The organism is Lysinibacillus sp. FSL R7-0073 (assembly GCF_038009065.1).
Lineage (GTDB): Bacteria > Bacillota > Bacilli > Bacillales_A > Planococcaceae > Lysinibacillus > Lysinibacillus fusiformis.
Genome location: NZ_JBBPAS010000001.1, coordinates 4045145 through 4061488, shown reverse-complemented (window position 1 = coordinate 4061488; position 16344 = coordinate 4045145). Strand labels below are relative to the sequence as shown.

16 protein-coding genes are annotated in these 16344 nt (G+C 37.8%); all 16 read left to right on the top strand.

All coding sequences use genetic code 11. The features are described from left to right. The first annotated feature begins 64 nt into the window (after positions 1-64). The 16 genes from mutY (at position 65) to MKY88_RS20400 (ending at position 16343) form a co-directional block, all read left to right on the top strand. Positions 65-1099, top strand: coding sequence for an A/G-specific adenine glycosylase (gene mutY / locus MKY88_RS20475; RefSeq protein ID WP_258269958.1), 1035 nt, complete (start codon positions 65-67; stop codon positions 1097-1099). 92 nt (positions 1100-1191) lie between these two features. Then, complete coding sequence (locus MKY88_RS20470; RefSeq protein WP_008173504.1) at positions 1192-1368, top strand: gamma-type small acid-soluble spore protein; 177 nt, start codon at positions 1192-1194, stop codon at positions 1366-1368. 280 nt (positions 1369-1648) lie between these two features. Continuing rightward, positions 1649-2197 (top strand): nucleoside tri-diphosphate phosphatase, encoded by a 549-nt coding sequence (gene ntdP, locus MKY88_RS20465; RefSeq protein ID WP_036120520.1) that lies wholly within the window; start codon positions 1649-1651, stop codon positions 2195-2197. 226 nt (positions 2198-2423) lie between these two features. Beyond that, positions 2424-4148: an ABC transporter ATP-binding protein gene (locus tag MKY88_RS20460; RefSeq protein ID WP_419182550.1), complete on the top strand. Its 1725-nt coding sequence runs from the start codon at positions 2424-2426 to the stop codon at positions 4146-4148. A 307-nt stretch (positions 4149-4455) separates the two neighbouring features. Continuing rightward, positions 4456-5469 (top strand): ABC transporter ATP-binding protein, encoded by a 1014-nt coding sequence (locus MKY88_RS20455; protein WP_328200072.1) that lies wholly within the window; start codon positions 4456-4458, stop codon positions 5467-5469. Then, positions 5444-6418, top strand: coding sequence for an ABC transporter ATP-binding protein (locus MKY88_RS20450; RefSeq protein ID WP_258269955.1), 975 nt, complete (start codon positions 5444-5446; stop codon positions 6416-6418). The genes MKY88_RS20455 and MKY88_RS20450 overlap by 26 nt, the downstream gene beginning before the upstream one ends. A 37-nt stretch (positions 6419-6455) precedes the next feature. Further along, positions 6456-8072, top strand: coding sequence for an ABC transporter substrate-binding protein (locus MKY88_RS20445; RefSeq protein WP_328200074.1), 1617 nt, complete (start codon positions 6456-6458; stop codon positions 8070-8072). Positions 8073-8299: 227 nt separating this feature from the next. After that, the gene (locus tag MKY88_RS20440) at positions 8300-9304 is read left to right on the top strand and encodes an ABC transporter permease (protein ID WP_328200076.1); all 1005 of its coding nucleotides are present in this window, start codon (positions 8300-8302) and stop codon (positions 9302-9304) included. Positions 9305-9316: 12 nt separating this feature from the next. Continuing rightward, positions 9317-10213, top strand: coding sequence for a nickel transporter permease (gene nikC, locus MKY88_RS20435; RefSeq protein ID WP_069482663.1), 897 nt, complete (start codon positions 9317-9319; stop codon positions 10211-10213). A gap of 267 nt (positions 10214-10480) precedes the next feature. After that, complete coding sequence (locus MKY88_RS20430; protein ID WP_008173487.1) at positions 10481-11098, top strand: TerD family protein; 618 nt, start codon at positions 10481-10483, stop codon at positions 11096-11098. Between the two features lie 31 nt (positions 11099-11129). Then, a complete protein-coding gene (locus MKY88_RS20425; protein WP_069482662.1) occupies positions 11130-11711 on the top strand; it encodes a TerD family protein in 582 nt (193 codons plus the stop codon). A 34-nt stretch (positions 11712-11745) separates the two neighbouring features. Further along, entirely contained in the window at positions 11746-12321 is a 576-nt protein-coding gene (locus tag MKY88_RS20420) for a TerD family protein (protein ID WP_340814579.1), read from the top strand. Between the two features lie 128 nt (positions 12322-12449). Then, positions 12450-12608 carry a hypothetical protein gene (locus MKY88_RS20415; RefSeq protein WP_340814578.1) on the top strand — a complete coding sequence of 53 codons (159 nt, stop codon included), beginning with the start codon at positions 12450-12452 and terminating at the stop codon, positions 12606-12608. Between the two features lie 102 nt (positions 12609-12710). After that, a complete protein-coding gene (locus MKY88_RS20410) occupies positions 12711-13904 on the top strand; it encodes an HpcH/HpaI aldolase/citrate lyase family protein (RefSeq protein WP_340814576.1) in 1194 nt (397 codons plus the stop codon). Next, positions 13885-15246 carry a phosphoribosyltransferase family protein gene (locus tag MKY88_RS20405; protein ID WP_340814574.1) on the top strand — a complete coding sequence of 454 codons (1362 nt, stop codon included), beginning with the start codon at positions 13885-13887 and terminating at the stop codon, positions 15244-15246. The genes MKY88_RS20410 and MKY88_RS20405 overlap by 20 nt, the downstream gene beginning before the upstream one ends. Then, on the top strand, positions 15243-16343 hold the full coding sequence (locus MKY88_RS20400) for a cysteine protease StiP family protein (protein WP_340814572.1): 1101 nt from the start codon (positions 15243-15245) through the stop codon (positions 16341-16343). The genes MKY88_RS20405 and MKY88_RS20400 overlap by 4 nt, the downstream gene beginning before the upstream one ends. The last annotated feature ends 1 nt before the right edge of the window (position 16344 follow it).

Sequence of the window (16344 nt, the reverse complement as noted above, 5' to 3'; positions counted from 1 at the left end):
CATTCTTCTTTAATTGTATACCCTTTTTAACATAAATTAAATCGTAAAAACTTTGGAGGTCACTGTGAATTACCCATATGTAACAGAATTTCGACATTCTTTAGTCGAATGGTTTAACGCTGAGAAACGCGACTTACCGTGGAGACATACTACGGACCCCTATAAAATTTGGGTTTCTGAAGTGATGCTACAGCAGACACGTGTCGACACAGTTATTCCTTATTACAATCGTTTTATGGAAAGTTTTCCAACATTAGATTTACTTGCAGAAGCTCCGCAAGATTATTTATTAAAGCATTGGGAAGGACTTGGCTATTATTCACGAGCGCGTAATTTACAGGCAGGTGCACGTGAGGTTTTAGAAAATTACGGAGGCGTGGTCCCCGATAATCGCCACGAAATATCAAAATTAAAAGGTGTTGGTCCTTATACCGCTGGTGCTATTTTAAGTATTGCCTATAACAAGCCCGAACATGCAGTAGATGGCAATGTTATGCGAGTATTAAGCAGAGTGCTGAATATAAGTGAAGACATAGCCATACCAAAAACCAAAAAAATTTTTGAAGCTGCAGTTGAGGAGCTTATAGATCCTACTAATGCATCTTCCTTTAACCAGGGCTTAATGGAGCTAGGGGCACTTATTTGTACACCTACGTCACCGAAATGTTTACTATGCCCTGTGCGAGAGTATTGTACAGCGTTTAATGAAGGTGAACCGGAAAAACTGCCTGTTAAATCGAAAAAAATAAAGATGAAGAATTTGAGTTATGATATTCTTGTCTGTCAAGATGAACAAGGACGTTTTTTAATGGAGCAACGTCCTGAAGAAGGGTTATTAGCTAACCTTTGGCAATTCCCAATGATTGATACTAGTCAGGTATCAGTGGAAAGCTTCTTAAAGGAATGTTCCATCAGTGTACAAGCTAAGCATGAACTGCTTACGTTTAAGCACGTGTTTTCACATTTAACATGGCATATAAATAGCTATTTTATGAAGTGTGAATCCACATCGATAGGCGATTGGTTCACTCAAGAACAAATAGAACAATTGCCGATGCCTGTTCCTATGTTAAAAATTTGGGAAGAGGTAAAACAATAAACAGGAAAATAAATCCTACTTTAAACAATAAATTAGTGAGCATAAAATTCATCACCTCGGTACACAATAATTAGCGTGGAGGTGAATGAATAATGAAAAAGCAAAACAACCAAAATTTCCAACCGAATAAAAACATGCAACGTCAAAGTGAAGAATTTGGTTATGAAACGGACGTAAATGAAGTGCAAAAGCAAAATGCTAAAGCAGAGCAAAAGAAAGCTCCAGCTTCAGGTCGTTTCTCTAAAACTAACCAAGATCTAGGTGAGTAACACTTTGTAATTGCATAATTGCATTTACCTCTAAGGGGCTGTCTAAAAATCCGAAAAGATGAAAAAGACAGCTCCTTTCTATATTTATTTAAAAAACCAATAAATACCAAAATGGTAGAACTACTATTAAATTTCGCTTAAAGTTAACGAAATTTTATACAAATTCAAAATAGCGTAGTGAAATTTGTGGTTTTCTAACTACACCTTTCGCGTACACATTGCTATAATATACTAGAGACTGCTAGATTTAGGTAGCATAGACGAAAAGGTGGGCTTCAAAATGGCATTACCAGTAGAAGGAGAAACGATACAAATACATAGTTATAAACACAATGGCCGCATCCACCGTGTTTGGCAAGAAACGATGGTTTTAAAAGGAACAAAAAATATTGTGATCGGTGCGAATGAACGGACACTTGTGACAGAATCCGATGGTCGTACATGGCTAACGAGGGAGCCTTCTATTTGCTATTTCCATGCGGAACACTGGTTTAACATCATCTGTATGCTACGTGAAGACGGCGTGTATTATTATTGCAATCTAAGCTCACCATTTGTGTTCGATAATAATGCCATTAAATATATCGACTATGATTTAGATATTAAAGTTTTTCCTGACATGTCTTATACGCTTTTAGACGAGGATGAATATGAGCTTCATCGTAAGGAAATGTCTTATCCTGATGTGATTGATAAAATTTTAAAGCGCAATGTCGATAAGCTAATAAGCTGGATTCAACAAAAAAAAGGACCATTTGCACCCGATTTCATCAATGTTTGGACAAATCGTTACAAGTTCCAGCTTGATATGCAGTCAGATGATTGTTAGTGACACCTATTAGTTAACTAATAGGTGTTTTATATTGCCTTTTTTAGCCACTCTTAATGAGCATCTTCTACACTGTTAGGGAAGGCACATACAAAATAGTTAGCGGTAAAGTCATCATAACTGTATTTTAATCAAAATATTGCTATAATACATAGGGCATTCATCAATGGATGCCTGTTTCTTTTTGTAAGGATGTGATGAAAATTTGGGAAGCATAAAGCGATATATGCGCTTTGTAAAACCTTATTCTTGGGAAATCGTTCTAACGATTGTTATTGGTATAGTTAAATTTGCTATTCCATTATTTATTCCATTACTCATTAAAATTGTGTTGGATGATATTATTGCTGCGGACGACTTAACAGATGGAGAAAAAACAAAAGAGCTGTTATATTGGCTGGGCGGAACGATTATTGTGTTCTTTATTATTCGTCCACCAATCGAGTACTATCGTCAATATTTTGCACAACATGTTAGTAATAAGGTGCTGTTTGATATTCGGAAAGAAATCTACGCACATTTACAACGATTAAGTTTAAAATATTATGCCAATACACGTGCTGGTGATGTTATTTCTAGGGTCATCAATGATGTTGAGCAAACGAAGAACTTTGTGATGACGGGTTTAATGAATGTGTGGCTAGACCTTGCAACCATTGTGATTGCAGTAATTATTATGCTCACAATGGATATTAAGCTCACATTAGTGGCCTTATTAGCGTTCCCGTTTTATGCATTGAGTGTGAAGTACTTTTTTGGAAAACTGCGGGACTTAACACGTAAACGTTCTCAAGCACTTGCAGGTGTACAAAGCTATTTACATGAACGAGTAGCTGGTATGAGTATTATAAAAAGCTTTACGCTAGAAAAGCATGAACAAAAATTATTTGATGAAGCAAATGGGGAGTTTTTAGAGAAGGCCCTTGACCAAACAAAGTGGAATGCTAAATCCTTTGCTGTGGTGAATACTATTACAGATGTAGCGCCTTTACTAGTTATTGCTTATGCAGGTTATGAAGTCATAAATGGTACTTTATCTGTTGGAACAATGGTTGCCTTTATCGCGTATATCGAACGATTGTATGGCCCACTTCGCCGCCTTGTTAGTTCTTCAACAACGCTGACACAATCCATTGCATCCATGGATCGAATGTTTGATTTAATGGATGAACCATATGAAGTGAAAAATAAAGTTGATGCGCGTGATTTACGATCCGCTACGGGAGAAATTCGTTTTGACAATGTATCTTTCCAATATGAAAAAGAAGGCATATCTATTTTAAATAACATTAATTTCACTATAAATCCTGGTGAGACTGTCGCCTTCGTTGGAATGAGTGGAGGCGGTAAATCCACGATTATTAGCTTAATTCCTCGTTTCTATGATGCAACCGATGGTGTCGTAACGATTGATGGACAGGATGTACGAGATGTTACATTGCATTCACTACGTTCTCAAATAGGGATTGTCCTCCAAGATAATATACTTTTCAGTGACTCCGTTAAAGAAAATATTTTAATGGGAAAACCAGATGCTACAGATGAGCAAGTGATAGAGGCTGCCAAAGCGGCGAATGCCCATGATTTTATTATGACTCTGCCAAATGGTTATGACACTAAAGTAGGTGAACGAGGAGTAAAACTATCAGGTGGGCAAAAACAACGAGTTGCCATCGCTCGCGTATTTTTAAAAAATCCTCCGATTTTAATTCTTGACGAAGCAACTTCAGCGCTCGATTTAGAGAGTGAAGCATTGATTCAGGAATCATTAGAGGATCTAGCTCATGAGCGAACAACCATAATTATTGCGCATCGTCTTTCAACCATCACTCATGCTGACAAGATTTTGGTAATAGACCATGGTCTATTAATCGAAAGCGGTACTCATGAGCAATTAATGACAAAGCAAGGGACATATTATGATTTATTCCAAGTGCAACATTTGGAGTAATAGTAGTGAAATTATACAGAAATCATCAATTGTGAAATTTTTTTCAAAAAAAGTCTTTCATTTATTTTTAAATGGAAGGCTATTTTTTTTTGAAAATCTATATAAAAATATTACTTTATAAGATGTAATTAATACTGAAGGCGAATGATGCAGAAAAACTGCGTAAATTGCAGAATATTAATGATTGAAAGAGTGATGATTTTTAGTTAGAATTATCTGAAAATAGGGAATTTAACAAAATTTATAGTATTCTTTTAATAAAATTTATACAATTAAGTAAAATATTAGGTAGGGTGGGGCGTTGCGCATGAGGAAAAAGCTACTAGAAATAAAAGGTTTAAAAACAACCTTTTTCACAGATAATGGACAAATTCCTGCTGTAGATGATATCGATTTTTCTGTCCAAGAAGGAGAAATATTAGGGATTGTCGGCGAATCGGGAAGTGGTAAAAGTGTTACGTCATTGTCCATCATGGGATTAATTCCATCACCCCCAGGCAAAATAACAGGTGGTGAAATATTGCTAGAGGGTAAAAATCTGGTGAATTGTACAGAAAAACAAATGCAGAAAATACGTGGAAAAGATATAGCTATGATTTTTCAGGAGCCTATGACTTCACTAAATCCGTTGTTTACAATTGGTGATCAATTAAAGGAGGCCATTTTAATCCATAATCCAAAATGGTCGAAAAAGAAAGCGTTTGCCAGAGCTGTTGAAATTATGAAACTTGTAGGTTTACCACGTCCTGAAGAATTGCTAAAGGATTATCCGCATCAGCTGTCGGGTGGAATGCGACAACGGGTTATGATTGCTATGGCACTTGTCTGTGATCCACAGGTTTTAATTGCGGACGAACCGACAACTGCTTTGGACGTTACGATTCAAGCTCAAATTTTACAGCTAATGAAGGACTTAAATAAACGATTGAATACAGCAGTCCTGTTAATTACACATGATCTAGGCGTTGTAGCAGAAACATGTGAGCGTGTGATTGTCATGTATGCTGGACAAATTGTAGAAGAAGCACCAATTCAAGAAATATTCTCTAATCCGAAGCATCCCTATACACAAGGTCTTATTCAATCAGTGCCTGATATGCGTTTTAAAAAGGATAATTTATATTCGATCCCCGGAAGTGTACCAAAACCAGGAAGTATTCAAGTAGGGTGTCGTTTTGCAGCACGCTGTGAATACGCAATGGAACGTTGTTTACAGGAAACACCACCTTTATTTGAGGCAGCAGAGCAGCATAAATCGAGATGTTTTTTACTAGAGAAGCAGGAGGTGAAGCAACGTGTCGAAAGTGTTATTAAAGGTTGATGGCTTAAAGAAATATTTCCCGATCCGCAAAGGAGTTCTAAATACACAAACAGGGGATGTAAAGGCAGTAGATGATGTTTCCTTTGAAGTCTTTGAAGGAGAAACATTAGGGATTGTTGGTGAGTCAGGCTGTGGTAAATCGACAACAGGTCGTTTACTAATGCGGTTACTAGAGCCTACTGAAGGAAACATTGAATTCGCAGGTAAAATGATTTCAGAATTATCCAACAATGAAATGAGGAAGGCACGTAGAGATATTCAAATGATTTTTCAGGATCCCTATGCCTCTCTAAATCCCAGACATAACATTGGTAAAATTTTAGAAGAGCCTCTTATCGTTCACGGAATAGGTAATGCCAAGGAGCGAAAACAGAAAGTGTTGGAGCTACTTGAGATTGTTGGATTGAATGAATATCATATCAAACGCTATCCACACCAGTTTAGTGGTGGGCAGAGGCAACGAATTGGCATCGCGCGTGCGTTAATGACCAATCCCCGTTTGCTCATTGCGGACGAGCCTGTATCGGCATTGGATGTGTCCATACAGGCACAAGTATTAAACTTATTGCAAAAGCTGCAAAAGGATTTAAAGCTAACCTATATTTTTATTTCTCATGATTTAGGGGTTGTGCGCCATATTAGCAATCGTGTAGGCGTCATGTATTTAGGTAAATTAGTAGAGTTGACAGCGAGTGAGGACTTATATGCTGAACCGCTTCATCCATATACACAAGCACTCTTATCTTCGGTCCCAGTGCCAGATCCAACGTTTGAACGTGAACAAATCATTATAACTGGAGATATTCCGAGTGCATCCAATCCGCCGAGTGGCTGTACATTCCATACGCGATGTCCTTTTAAAATGGAACAATGCTCACAGGTAGTACCTAGCATGCAAGAAGTGAAACCAGGTCATTATGTTGCTTGCCATCTATATGAGGCACTCTAACATTAAATGATATAAAAACCACATAGGGGGAAATTGAATGAAGAAAAAGAAGCTCTGGACTTTAGGTGTAATGCTGCTCCTTATTCTCTCGACGATCTTAGCAGCTTGTGGCGGCTCTGATACAAAGGATACGGGTAGTAAAGATACTTCAACTGGTGGCGATACAGCTAGCAGTGGTGATCCAAAAATTTTAGTGTATGGTCGTGGAGGAGATTCTGTAGCACTTGACCCTGCTGTTGTCACAGATGGTGAATCCTTTACGGTGACAGCTAATATTTATGAAACATTAGTAAACTTTGGTGAACAAGATGTAACGATTCAACCAGGTCTAGCAAAATCATGGGAGGCAACAGAGGATGGATTAACATATACATTCCAGCTACAAGAAGATGTGAAATTCCATGACGGCACAGATTTCAATGCTGAGGCTGTTGTTAAGAATATTGAACGTTGGAAATCAAGCAATGATAAATATCCATATTTTAAAACGCAATTTGTCGTTGGTGACAAGCAAATTATAGATTCAGCTACTGCTGAGGGTGACTACACGCTTGTCCTTAAATTAAGCCAACCACAAGCACCATTCTTAAAAAATTTAGCAATGTCTCCATTTGCGATCGCTTCGCCAACAGCATTTGAGGAAGATGAAGAGGGATTGTCAGCAAATCCTGTAGGAACTGGTCCATTCAAATTTGTCAGCTGGGTACGTAATGATTCAATAACAATTGAGAAAAACCCTGATTACTATATTGATGGCTATCCTAAATTGGATAAAGTGATTTATCGCTCTATTCCAGATAACTCCGCTCGTTTAAATGATTTATTAGCAGGTAATATCGATGTAGCTGATGGCTTAAGTCCATCCGATAAAGGGACAATTGAGGGGGATGCCAATTTACAACTAATTGAACGTCCATCTATGAATGTTGGTTATTTAGGTTTAACAGTAACACGCCCTCCATTTGATAATGTAAAAGTGCGTCAGGCAGTTAACTATGCTATTGATAAGCAAGCATTAGTGGATGCATTTTATGAAGGACTAGCTGAACCTGCGAAAAATCCAATGCCACCAGTAATTTCTGGCTATAACGATGAAGTTGCGGGCTATACGTATGATCCTGAAAAAGCAAAATCATTACTTGCTGAAGCAGGTTATGATGGTAAGGAAATTGAATTATGGGCAATGCCGGTACCACGTCCATACATGCCAGACGGTCAAAAAGTGGCAGAAGCGATTCAAAAGAACTTAGAGGATGTGGGTATTAAATCTAAAATTGTTTCCTACGAATGGGCTACTTATTTAGATAAAGCTGAAAAGGGTGAAGCCGATGCATTCTTACTTGGCTGGACCGGTGATAATGGGGATGCGGATAACTTCTTATATTCATTACTAGACGGCGATAATATCCATTCTAATAACTATACATTCTATGACAATCCAGAATTACACAAGTTATTAACAGCTGCTCAAACTGAAATCGATGAGGACAAGCGTAATGAACTTTATAAGCAAGCTCAGGTGATTATTTCTGAGGATGCTCCATGGGTTCCACTTGCTCACTCTACACCAATTTTAGCTGCCAACAAGAAGGTTACAAATTATATTGCGCATCCTACTGGCTCTGACCGTTTAGATGCGGTAGATATTCAATAGTAATTTTATGTTTAATTGAATAAGAGAATAAGAGAATCTGCTTGCTTTTCTGCGGGTAAGCCGTGGAATTCTAGCAGATTCTTTTCTAGTAAAAGAAAACCAAATTATTTTCTCCTGTATGAAAGATCACTCATCTAAACATTCAAAACCGTTTGGTGAAGGCTCAACCTTTCAACAGAATATAAGACTTCAAAGTAGATTATGAAAATCATAGAGAGGTGATGAACATGCTTCAATATATGGGGAGACGGTTACTTCAACTAATCCCAGTTTTGCTTGGAATGACTTTTATTGTCTTTATGTTAATACGAGCAATACCTGGTAATCCCGCTCAAGTTATACTGGGACAACAGGCGACAAAAGAGGCGGTCGAGGCATTAAACGCAAGTTTAGGATTAGATAAACCTTGGTATACACAATATTTTAGTTATTTGGCAGGCATTTTTCAGGGAGATTTAGGGGTTTCCTTACGTACAAAATTACCTGTATCAGATGAAATTTTTCCATACTTAGCAGCAACAGCTGAGCTAGCCTTTTTTGCGATGATTATTGCAATTGTTATCGGTGTAAATGCTGGTATTATTTCTGCGTGGTTCCAAAATTCGTGGTTTGATTATACAGCGATGATTGTCGCATTAATCGGTGTTTCTGTTCCGGTGTTCTGGCTTGGTTTGATGGAGCAATGGACATTTAGTAGCAAGCTTGGATGGTTGCCTACCTCTGGTCGAGAAGATGTGCGAAATCCTATAACCGCCATAACCCATTTTTATTTATTGGATACGCTCATTCAAGGTCGCTTTGATCAATTCGTCGAAGTCCTAAAGCGACTCATATTACCAGGTGTCGCACTTGCAACGATTCCGATGGCTATCATTGCCAGAATTACAAGGTCTTCTATGCTGGAAGTTATGCGTTCAGATTATGTCCGCACTGCAAGAGCAAAAGGCCAAAAAATGTTTATTGTTGTTTATAAGCATGCCTTGAAGAATGCGGTTATTCCTGTGTTAACAGTAATTGGTCTACAAACAGGATTACTGCTAGGTGGGGCTATTTTAACAGAGACGATTTTTAGTTGGCCAGGAATTGGTCGTTATATTTATGATGCGATTGGCTTCAGGGATTATCCTGTTATTCAATCAGGAATTTTAATCGTTGCATTTATTTTCATCATGATTAACTTAATCGTGGATTTACTGTATACAGTCGTCGATCCGCGTATTAAATACAAATAGAAGGGAGTTGCAATGATGACTGGAGCAATCGATATAAAGAAAGAAGCAGCACCCATTCCAGAAAGGGCAGTAGGTCCATGGCTCGAAGGCTGGCGTAGCTTTAAAAAGAGCAAAGTGTCACTAGTAGGCGCAGGGATTGTTATATTTTTCGTTTTACTGGCTGTCATTGGTCCGTTCATTGCACCACAGGGCATCAATGAACAAGATTTAACAAAGCGTTTACTGGCACCATCCAGTAATCATTGGTTTGGAACGGATGATTTTGGACGGGATATCTTTTCGAGAATCATTCATGGCGCAAGAATTTCGCTTTGGGTAGGCTTTTTCTCCGTTATTCTATCCGTTATAATTGGTAGTTTACTTGGTATCATTGCAGGTTATTATGGGAAATGGATTGATACGATTATTTCACGTATTTTTGATATTATGCTAGCTTTCCCGAGTATGCTACTAGCGATTGCAGTAGTATCAGTGCTAGGTCCTTCTTTACAAAATGCATTAATTGCTATTGCCATTATTAATGTACCGAACTTTGGACGCTTAATCCGCTCTAAAGTATTAAGTGTCAAAGAAGAGGAATATATTGTAGCAGCAAAGGCAATTGGCATGCGTGATTCACGAATTCTGTTTTCTCATATTTTGCCGAATTCAATCACTCCGATTATTGTACAGGGGACGCTTGCTATTGCAACAGCCATTATTGAAGCGGCGGCATTAGGTTTCCTTGGTCTAGGCGCGCAAGCCCCAGCACCAGAATGGGGAAAAATGCTTGCGGATGCAAGGAAGTTTTTATTAAATGCACCATGGACAATGATTTTCCCAGGTATAGCGATTATGTTAACGGTTCTTGGCTTTAACTTAATGGGGGATGGTTTACGTGATGCACTAGATCCGAAAATGAAAAATTAGTGATTAGAGTTCATTAGCCTTCTACAAGCTAGAAGGTTTTTTTTCGGACGTTTTGAAAAGGAACTCTTTTACAGTTGAAGCGTCCTTTATAGAAATATTCCTACAAAACAAAATAAAAAAGATGAACCTTTCGGAGCCATTTATTGAATTTTTTGTCACGTTATTTTAGACTTAAAGTATTGTTGAAAAAGGCAATCTAAATGGGTAGATTATGACTTTACATATAGTCTTTCAATTGAAATACATATTTTTAGGAGGGTGTTCAAATTGGCGATTAATTTACAAAAAGGGCAACGTGTTGATTTAACAAAAGGGAATGCAGGATTAAATAAGATTAAAGTAGGGTTAGGGTGGGACCCTGTCGGCCAAGAAAAAAGTGGTGGATTCCTTGGTGGTTTATTTTCTAGTAGAAATAGTGGCAGTGGTAGAAGCGTTGACTGTGACGCCTCCGTATTAATGCTACAAGATGATAAAGTTTTAGCTGGGGACGATGTCATTTATTTTGGGAAATTAACAAGTAGCTGTGGTTCTGTTCGACATTCTGGCGATAATTTAACGGGAGATGGCGATGGGGATGATGAAGTCATCACAATTGAGCTTTCGTCTGTTCCGACACAATTTAATAAGCTAGTGTTTGTCGTAAACATCTATGATGCGGCAGGTAGAAACCAACACTTCGGTATGATTCGAAATGCATATATTCGTGTGTATGATGACAGGACAGGAAGCGAACTAATTCGCTATAATTTAAGTGATGATTATTCGAATTTAACGACGTTAATCTGTGGTGAAATTTACCGTCATCAAACTGAATGGAAATTCGCAGCAGTTGGTTCAGGAACAAACGATCTCAAACTTGGCGACGTTGTTCGAAGATATCAATAAAATAAACGACTATTTAGGAGGAATAAAAAGTATGGGCATTTCACTACAAAAAGGTCAAAAAGTAGATTTAACGAAAACAAATCCGGGATTAACAAATGTAATTGTTGGTTTAGGTTGGGATACAAATAAATATGATGGTGGAAATGATTTCGATTTAGATTCATCTGTATTTTTACTTGCTGATACAGGAAAAGTAGCAGATCAAAATGACTTCATTTTCTACAACAATACAACAGGTGGTAACGGATCAGTTGAACATTCTGGTGACAATTTAACAGGTGTTGGAGAAGGTGACGATGAGGTGGTAAAAGTCGCATTAACTCAAGTTCCTGCACATGTTCAACGACTAGCATTCACTGTAACTATTCATGATGCAGAGTCACGCAATCAAAACTTCGGCATGGTATCGAATGCATATATTCGCATTGTAAATGCTGCATCCAACCAAGAACTAATTCGCTATGATTTAGGTGAGGACTTCAGTATTGAAACAGCGATTGTAGTTGGTGAATTATATCGTCATAACGGAGAATGGAAATTTAACGCAGTTGGTGCTGGCTATCAGGGTGGCTTAGCTGCTCTATGTAATGACTACGGCTTGAACGTAAACTAAAATTTCATCTTTGGAAAGAAAGGGAGATTTTTGAATGGCTATTCAATTAAGTAAAGGGCAGCGAATTGATTTAACGAAGCAAGACCCTAGTTTAAACACCATCGGCATCGGCTTAGGCTGGGATGTTAAACAATTTGATGGTGGGCAAGATTTTGACCTTGATGCATCTGTATTTTTACTAGATGCATCGGGCAAGTGTCGTAACGAACAAGACTTTATCTTTTACAATAATTTATCGAGTCCAGATCAATCTGTTGTTCATGCAGGGGATAACCGCACAGGCGAAGGGGATGGGGATGATGAAAAAATTCTCGTCAACTTAAAGCAAGTATCTCCTCAAATTGACAAAATTGTTGTAACGGTCACTATTTATGATGCAGAGGGACGTCATCAAAACTTTGGACAAGTCCTAAATGCTTATGTTCGTTTGACAAATGAAGAGTCAGGAGCAGAGGTATTGCGTTATGATTTAGGCGAAGATTTTAGTATTGAAACAGCTGTAGTATTTTGTGAGCTGTACCGTCATAATGGCGATTGGAAGTTTGCCGCAATAGGCTCAGGCTATCAAGGCGGCTTAGCAGCATTAATCAGCGCATATGGCCTACAGTAACTAGTAGATGCAGGTACATGATGAAAATCTTGTGTGATGTACTTAATAAATGATTAAGTACATATGCACATTAAAGTATAGGTTCTATTAGTAGGCGGGATTTTAGGAATATTTATGATGCGTACTTAATGGAGCGAGTGTCAGAGTTTGAAACGACTGCATATATTTTAAATCCGCTTATTGTACTGAAAATGTTTGGGAGTATTTTTGGATTCCATCCACCACATGAAGTATTTTTCATTATTCTAATTGCTGCGTTCTTATTGACATTTGTTGTACAAAGATGAATAAGAAAACAGCAGTGTAACATGGCACTGTATTGGTCTGTATGGAACAGGCTGATACAGTGCTTTTTTCACAAAAGGCATAATTATTGGGGAGTGGATTAGATGCAACACTTTGCAACAGAAGCAGAGACGATTTTTTATAAGAAGCCGCAGCCTTTTACGAAATGGGCAACGCCAGATATTTTATCCTATGCATTAGGTGCTACTTTGTATATGCCCGCTTCCATGCCTAATATTGTAGGTTTGATCCAATCACAAAAATATAAAGAACTTACGTCACTTGTCATTGATTTAGAGGATGCAGTAGGGGATTCAGAATTAGGTGATTGTGAGGCAAAATTGATAGAGGACATTAGCGAATTATACAAACTCTATCAACAAAAACAATTGCAGCTCCAAGATATCCCCTTACTTTTTATTCGTGTGCGTCATGTTGAACAATTTAGTTATTTAACTTCTAGATTAAAAGAGAAGCAGGAAATTTTAACTGGTTATGTCTTTCCGAAATTCACAGCGACACAGGGAGCACGTTATTTTGAGCTTCTTGAGCAAACAATTCAAGAAAATAATCTTACTTTATATGGGATGCCGATTTTAGAAAGTCGAGAGGTTCTATATAAAGAATCTCGGATGGAGGCATTATTAGCCATTAAATCGGTTTTACTGCAGCACAAATCAAGGGTGTTGAATATACGAATTGGTGCTACTGATTTTTGTGGAATTTATGGAATTCGCCGCCGTATGGACTCGACCATATATGATATTAGCGTAATAAGGGATTGTATAGCTGATATAGTGAATATTTTAGGACGTGAGGAAGACGGCTTTGTGATATCTGGGCCAGTGTGGGAGTATTTTAGTAATCAGCGTGTGTTAAAACCGGCATTACGCATGACACCATTTAGTGAAAAAGGTGCGCTTGAAACGAGGAAAGCATTATTAGACGATTGCTTAGATGGACTAATGAAGGAAGTTTTAATGGATAAACAAAATGGAATTGTCGGTAAAACGGTTATTCATCCAAGTCATATCCGTGTTGTGCATGCACTATACGCTATTTCGTATGAAGAGTATTTAGACGCACTTAGTATTGTTGAAAATAATGATGGTAGTAAAGGTGTGATGAAAAGTCATTATGCTAATAAAATGAATGAAATCAAACCACATATGCGATGGGCACAACGTATTTTAAAACAGGCACATGTCTATGGCGTTTATCATGAATCTATGGATTTCGCCTCACTATTATTAAATTCTGAACTAGGTGGTCATATGTATGCAACAACAAATGAGTAAACTTACTATTTTACCAAATTATTCAATAGACATTGAAATCACCCATAACCCACACAATTTTGCGCTAACAGATTTATTTCAAATGGCAGCTCGTATAAATAAGAAGAGACAATTTTTATTTGTAAGTACTGTGCTTGGCAAGCATTTGGCTGTTCGTCCGCAAATTCCTTTGTTAACTGGAGCTCTATTAGCTATGATGTACGACAAGCAAGGCAGTAGTCAAAAAGTCAATACAATATCGTCTGTTGTTCAAGCTTTAAAAGAAGGAATAAATATAGAGGAACTACAAAATTCTGTGAAAGGAAGCGTAGAGTTAGCACAAGAGACATTGTTTATTGGGTTCGCGGAGACAGCCACTGCACTTGGACATGCTGTATTTAATGCATTTCAATCAAATGCTATGTATATCCATACCACTCGTGAAGTCATTCCTCATATTGAACCATTTGTCACATTCGAAGAAGAACATTCCCATGCGACAAGCCATAGAATTTATACAGAGGAACCTGATGTTTTACAGCAAGCTAAGCGCATCGTGTTAATAGATGATGAAATTACTACTGGGAATACGGTCATCAACATAATTGAAACATTAAAAAAGAAGTTTCCTGATGTTAAACAGTACGCAGTCCTATCGATTTTAGATTGGCGATCAGACCAGCAGCGAATAGTCTTTCAGCAATTAGAAGAGCAATGGGGAATTTCTATTGAATTCATCTCCATTATGTGTGGGTCATTCAATTGTACAGGAGTACCTAGTTTAACAGGTATACAGCCGAACATTACGACTATTGCTGCAAGCGACATCAACCTATTGCCCAACAAAGACTCCAATGATCGTCTTTTCTATCATTCAATTGCAGAGAATGGCAAAATGAACAGTCAGCCGTACCTTAAAGCAACTGGGAGATTTATGCTAACATCTAAACAGCATTTTGAACAAAATCACATGTTACAGGCTATCGCCAAGCAATTAAAGGAGCTACGAACGGACGGACCAGCTCTTGTGATTGGGACTGGTGAGTTTATGTATGTGCCTATGCAAATTGCCTCTTATTTAGGGAATGATGTTTATTTTCAATCAACAACTCGCAGTCCGATCTATTGTACAGACGATTTAAATTATACGATTACAGAGAAAATAGTATTTGAGAGTCCCGAGAATAATGGGGTTGAAAATTATTTATATAATGTCCAAAGCCAACCGTATACGGAACTTTTTCTACTAGTGGAACGTATAGCAAGTAACGAGGTAGTAGCTAGGATGGTGGCAGCTCTGCAGTCAATTAGTGAAGCAAAGGTATATGTTATTTGTATGCATGAGTTGGAGGGAGCACGATGAAATCGACTTTACAGCCAGATAGAATGGGTAGCTACGCACGAGAGGACGTTATTTTTTTATTGCGTGATATTGGAAATGTTTTTCTAGAGATGGGTAATGAAAAACGGGAGCAGCTTATTCAAGCAGGTACGCATTATTCTGAAATGTTACCAAGGGAATATCAACCATCTAAAACATATATGAATCTATTTTATAAAACTTTGGATGCTTCCGCGGATAGAATAGCGATAGCCGTTGGGATAGTAGCAGAACGAATCATCAAAAGTAGAGGGTTAGACAATTTAATACTTGTTAGTTTAGCTAGAGCAGGTACGCCAATCGGCATTTTAATCAAACGTTACATATCGATGAACTACAAGGTGGATGTGCCACATTATTCGATTTCAATTTTGCGTGGTCGTGGATTTGATGAGGTGGCGATACGTTACATTTTGTCACAACATCCACAAGGCTGTCTTCAATTTATTGATGGTTGGACGGGGAAGGGTGCTATAACCAAAGAATTGATCCAATCTTGCCAAAAATTTAATGGACAATATCAAGCACAGTTAAAAGCCGATTTAGCTGTATTAGCAGATCCAGGGCATTGTGCGAGGATTTATGGAACTCGGGAAGATTTTTTAATTCCATCGGCCTGTTTAAATTCAACTGTCTCTGGCTTGGTGAGTAGAACCGTTTTAAATTTGCAGTTTATGGATGAGCACGACTTCCATGGAGCAAAATACTACAAAGAATTAGAAGATATAGATGTATCGAACTTGTACATAGATCGTATAGTCGCATGCTTCAAACAAGTACAGAGTGAGATTATCAGTCAACTTCAGGATGAAGCCACTTCTCTTATTACATGGGCAGGTATGAAATCGGTCCAAAATATTCAATTGGATTTTGCCATAGATAACATTAACCTTATTAAACCAGGTGTTGGAGAAACGACAAGGGTTTTATTGCGACGAGTACCTTGGAAAATCTTAATTAATCCACAGTATACAGATGAGCTAGAGCATATTTTATTATTAGCTCATGAAAAAAATGTAGTAATAGAAGAATATTCGCATATGTCCTACGGATGTTGCGGCTTAATAAAAGAATTGTAGA

Excerpts from the sequence above, each read along its gene's own strand:
- MKY88_RS20405 (WP_340814574.1), top strand. The coding sequence starts at position 13,885 with ATGCAACAACAAATGAGTAAACTTACTATTTTACCAAATTATTCAATA.
- MKY88_RS20400 (WP_340814572.1), top strand. The coding sequence starts at position 15,243 with ATGAAATCGACTTTACAGCCAGATAGAATGGGTAGCTACGCACGAGAG.
- ntdP (WP_036120520.1), top strand. The coding sequence starts at position 1,649 with ATGGCATTACCAGTAGAAGGAGAAACGATACAAATACATAGTTATAAA.
- MKY88_RS20410 (WP_340814576.1), top strand. The coding sequence starts at position 12,711 with ATGCAACACTTTGCAACAGAAGCAGAGACGATTTTTTATAAGAAGCCG.
- nikC (WP_069482663.1), top strand. The coding sequence starts at position 9,317 with ATGATGACTGGAGCAATCGATATAAAGAAAGAAGCAGCACCCATTCCA.
- MKY88_RS20455 (WP_328200072.1), top strand. The coding sequence starts at position 4,456 with ATGAGGAAAAAGCTACTAGAAATAAAAGGTTTAAAAACAACCTTTTTC.
- MKY88_RS20460 (WP_419182550.1), top strand. The coding sequence starts at position 2,424 with ATGCGCTTTGTAAAACCTTATTCTTGGGAAATCGTTCTAACGATTGTT.
- MKY88_RS20470 (WP_008173504.1), top strand. The coding sequence starts at position 1,192 with ATGAAAAAGCAAAACAACCAAAATTTCCAACCGAATAAAAACATGCAA.
- MKY88_RS20420 (WP_340814579.1), top strand. The coding sequence starts at position 11,746 with ATGGCTATTCAATTAAGTAAAGGGCAGCGAATTGATTTAACGAAGCAA.
- MKY88_RS20445 (WP_328200074.1), top strand. The coding sequence starts at position 6,456 with ATGAAGAAAAAGAAGCTCTGGACTTTAGGTGTAATGCTGCTCCTTATT.
- MKY88_RS20440 (WP_328200076.1), top strand. The coding sequence starts at position 8,300 with ATGCTTCAATATATGGGGAGACGGTTACTTCAACTAATCCCAGTTTTG.
- MKY88_RS20415 (WP_340814578.1), top strand. The coding sequence starts at position 12,450 with ATGGAGCGAGTGTCAGAGTTTGAAACGACTGCATATATTTTAAATCCG.
- MKY88_RS20425 (WP_069482662.1), top strand. The coding sequence starts at position 11,130 with ATGGGCATTTCACTACAAAAAGGTCAAAAAGTAGATTTAACGAAAACA.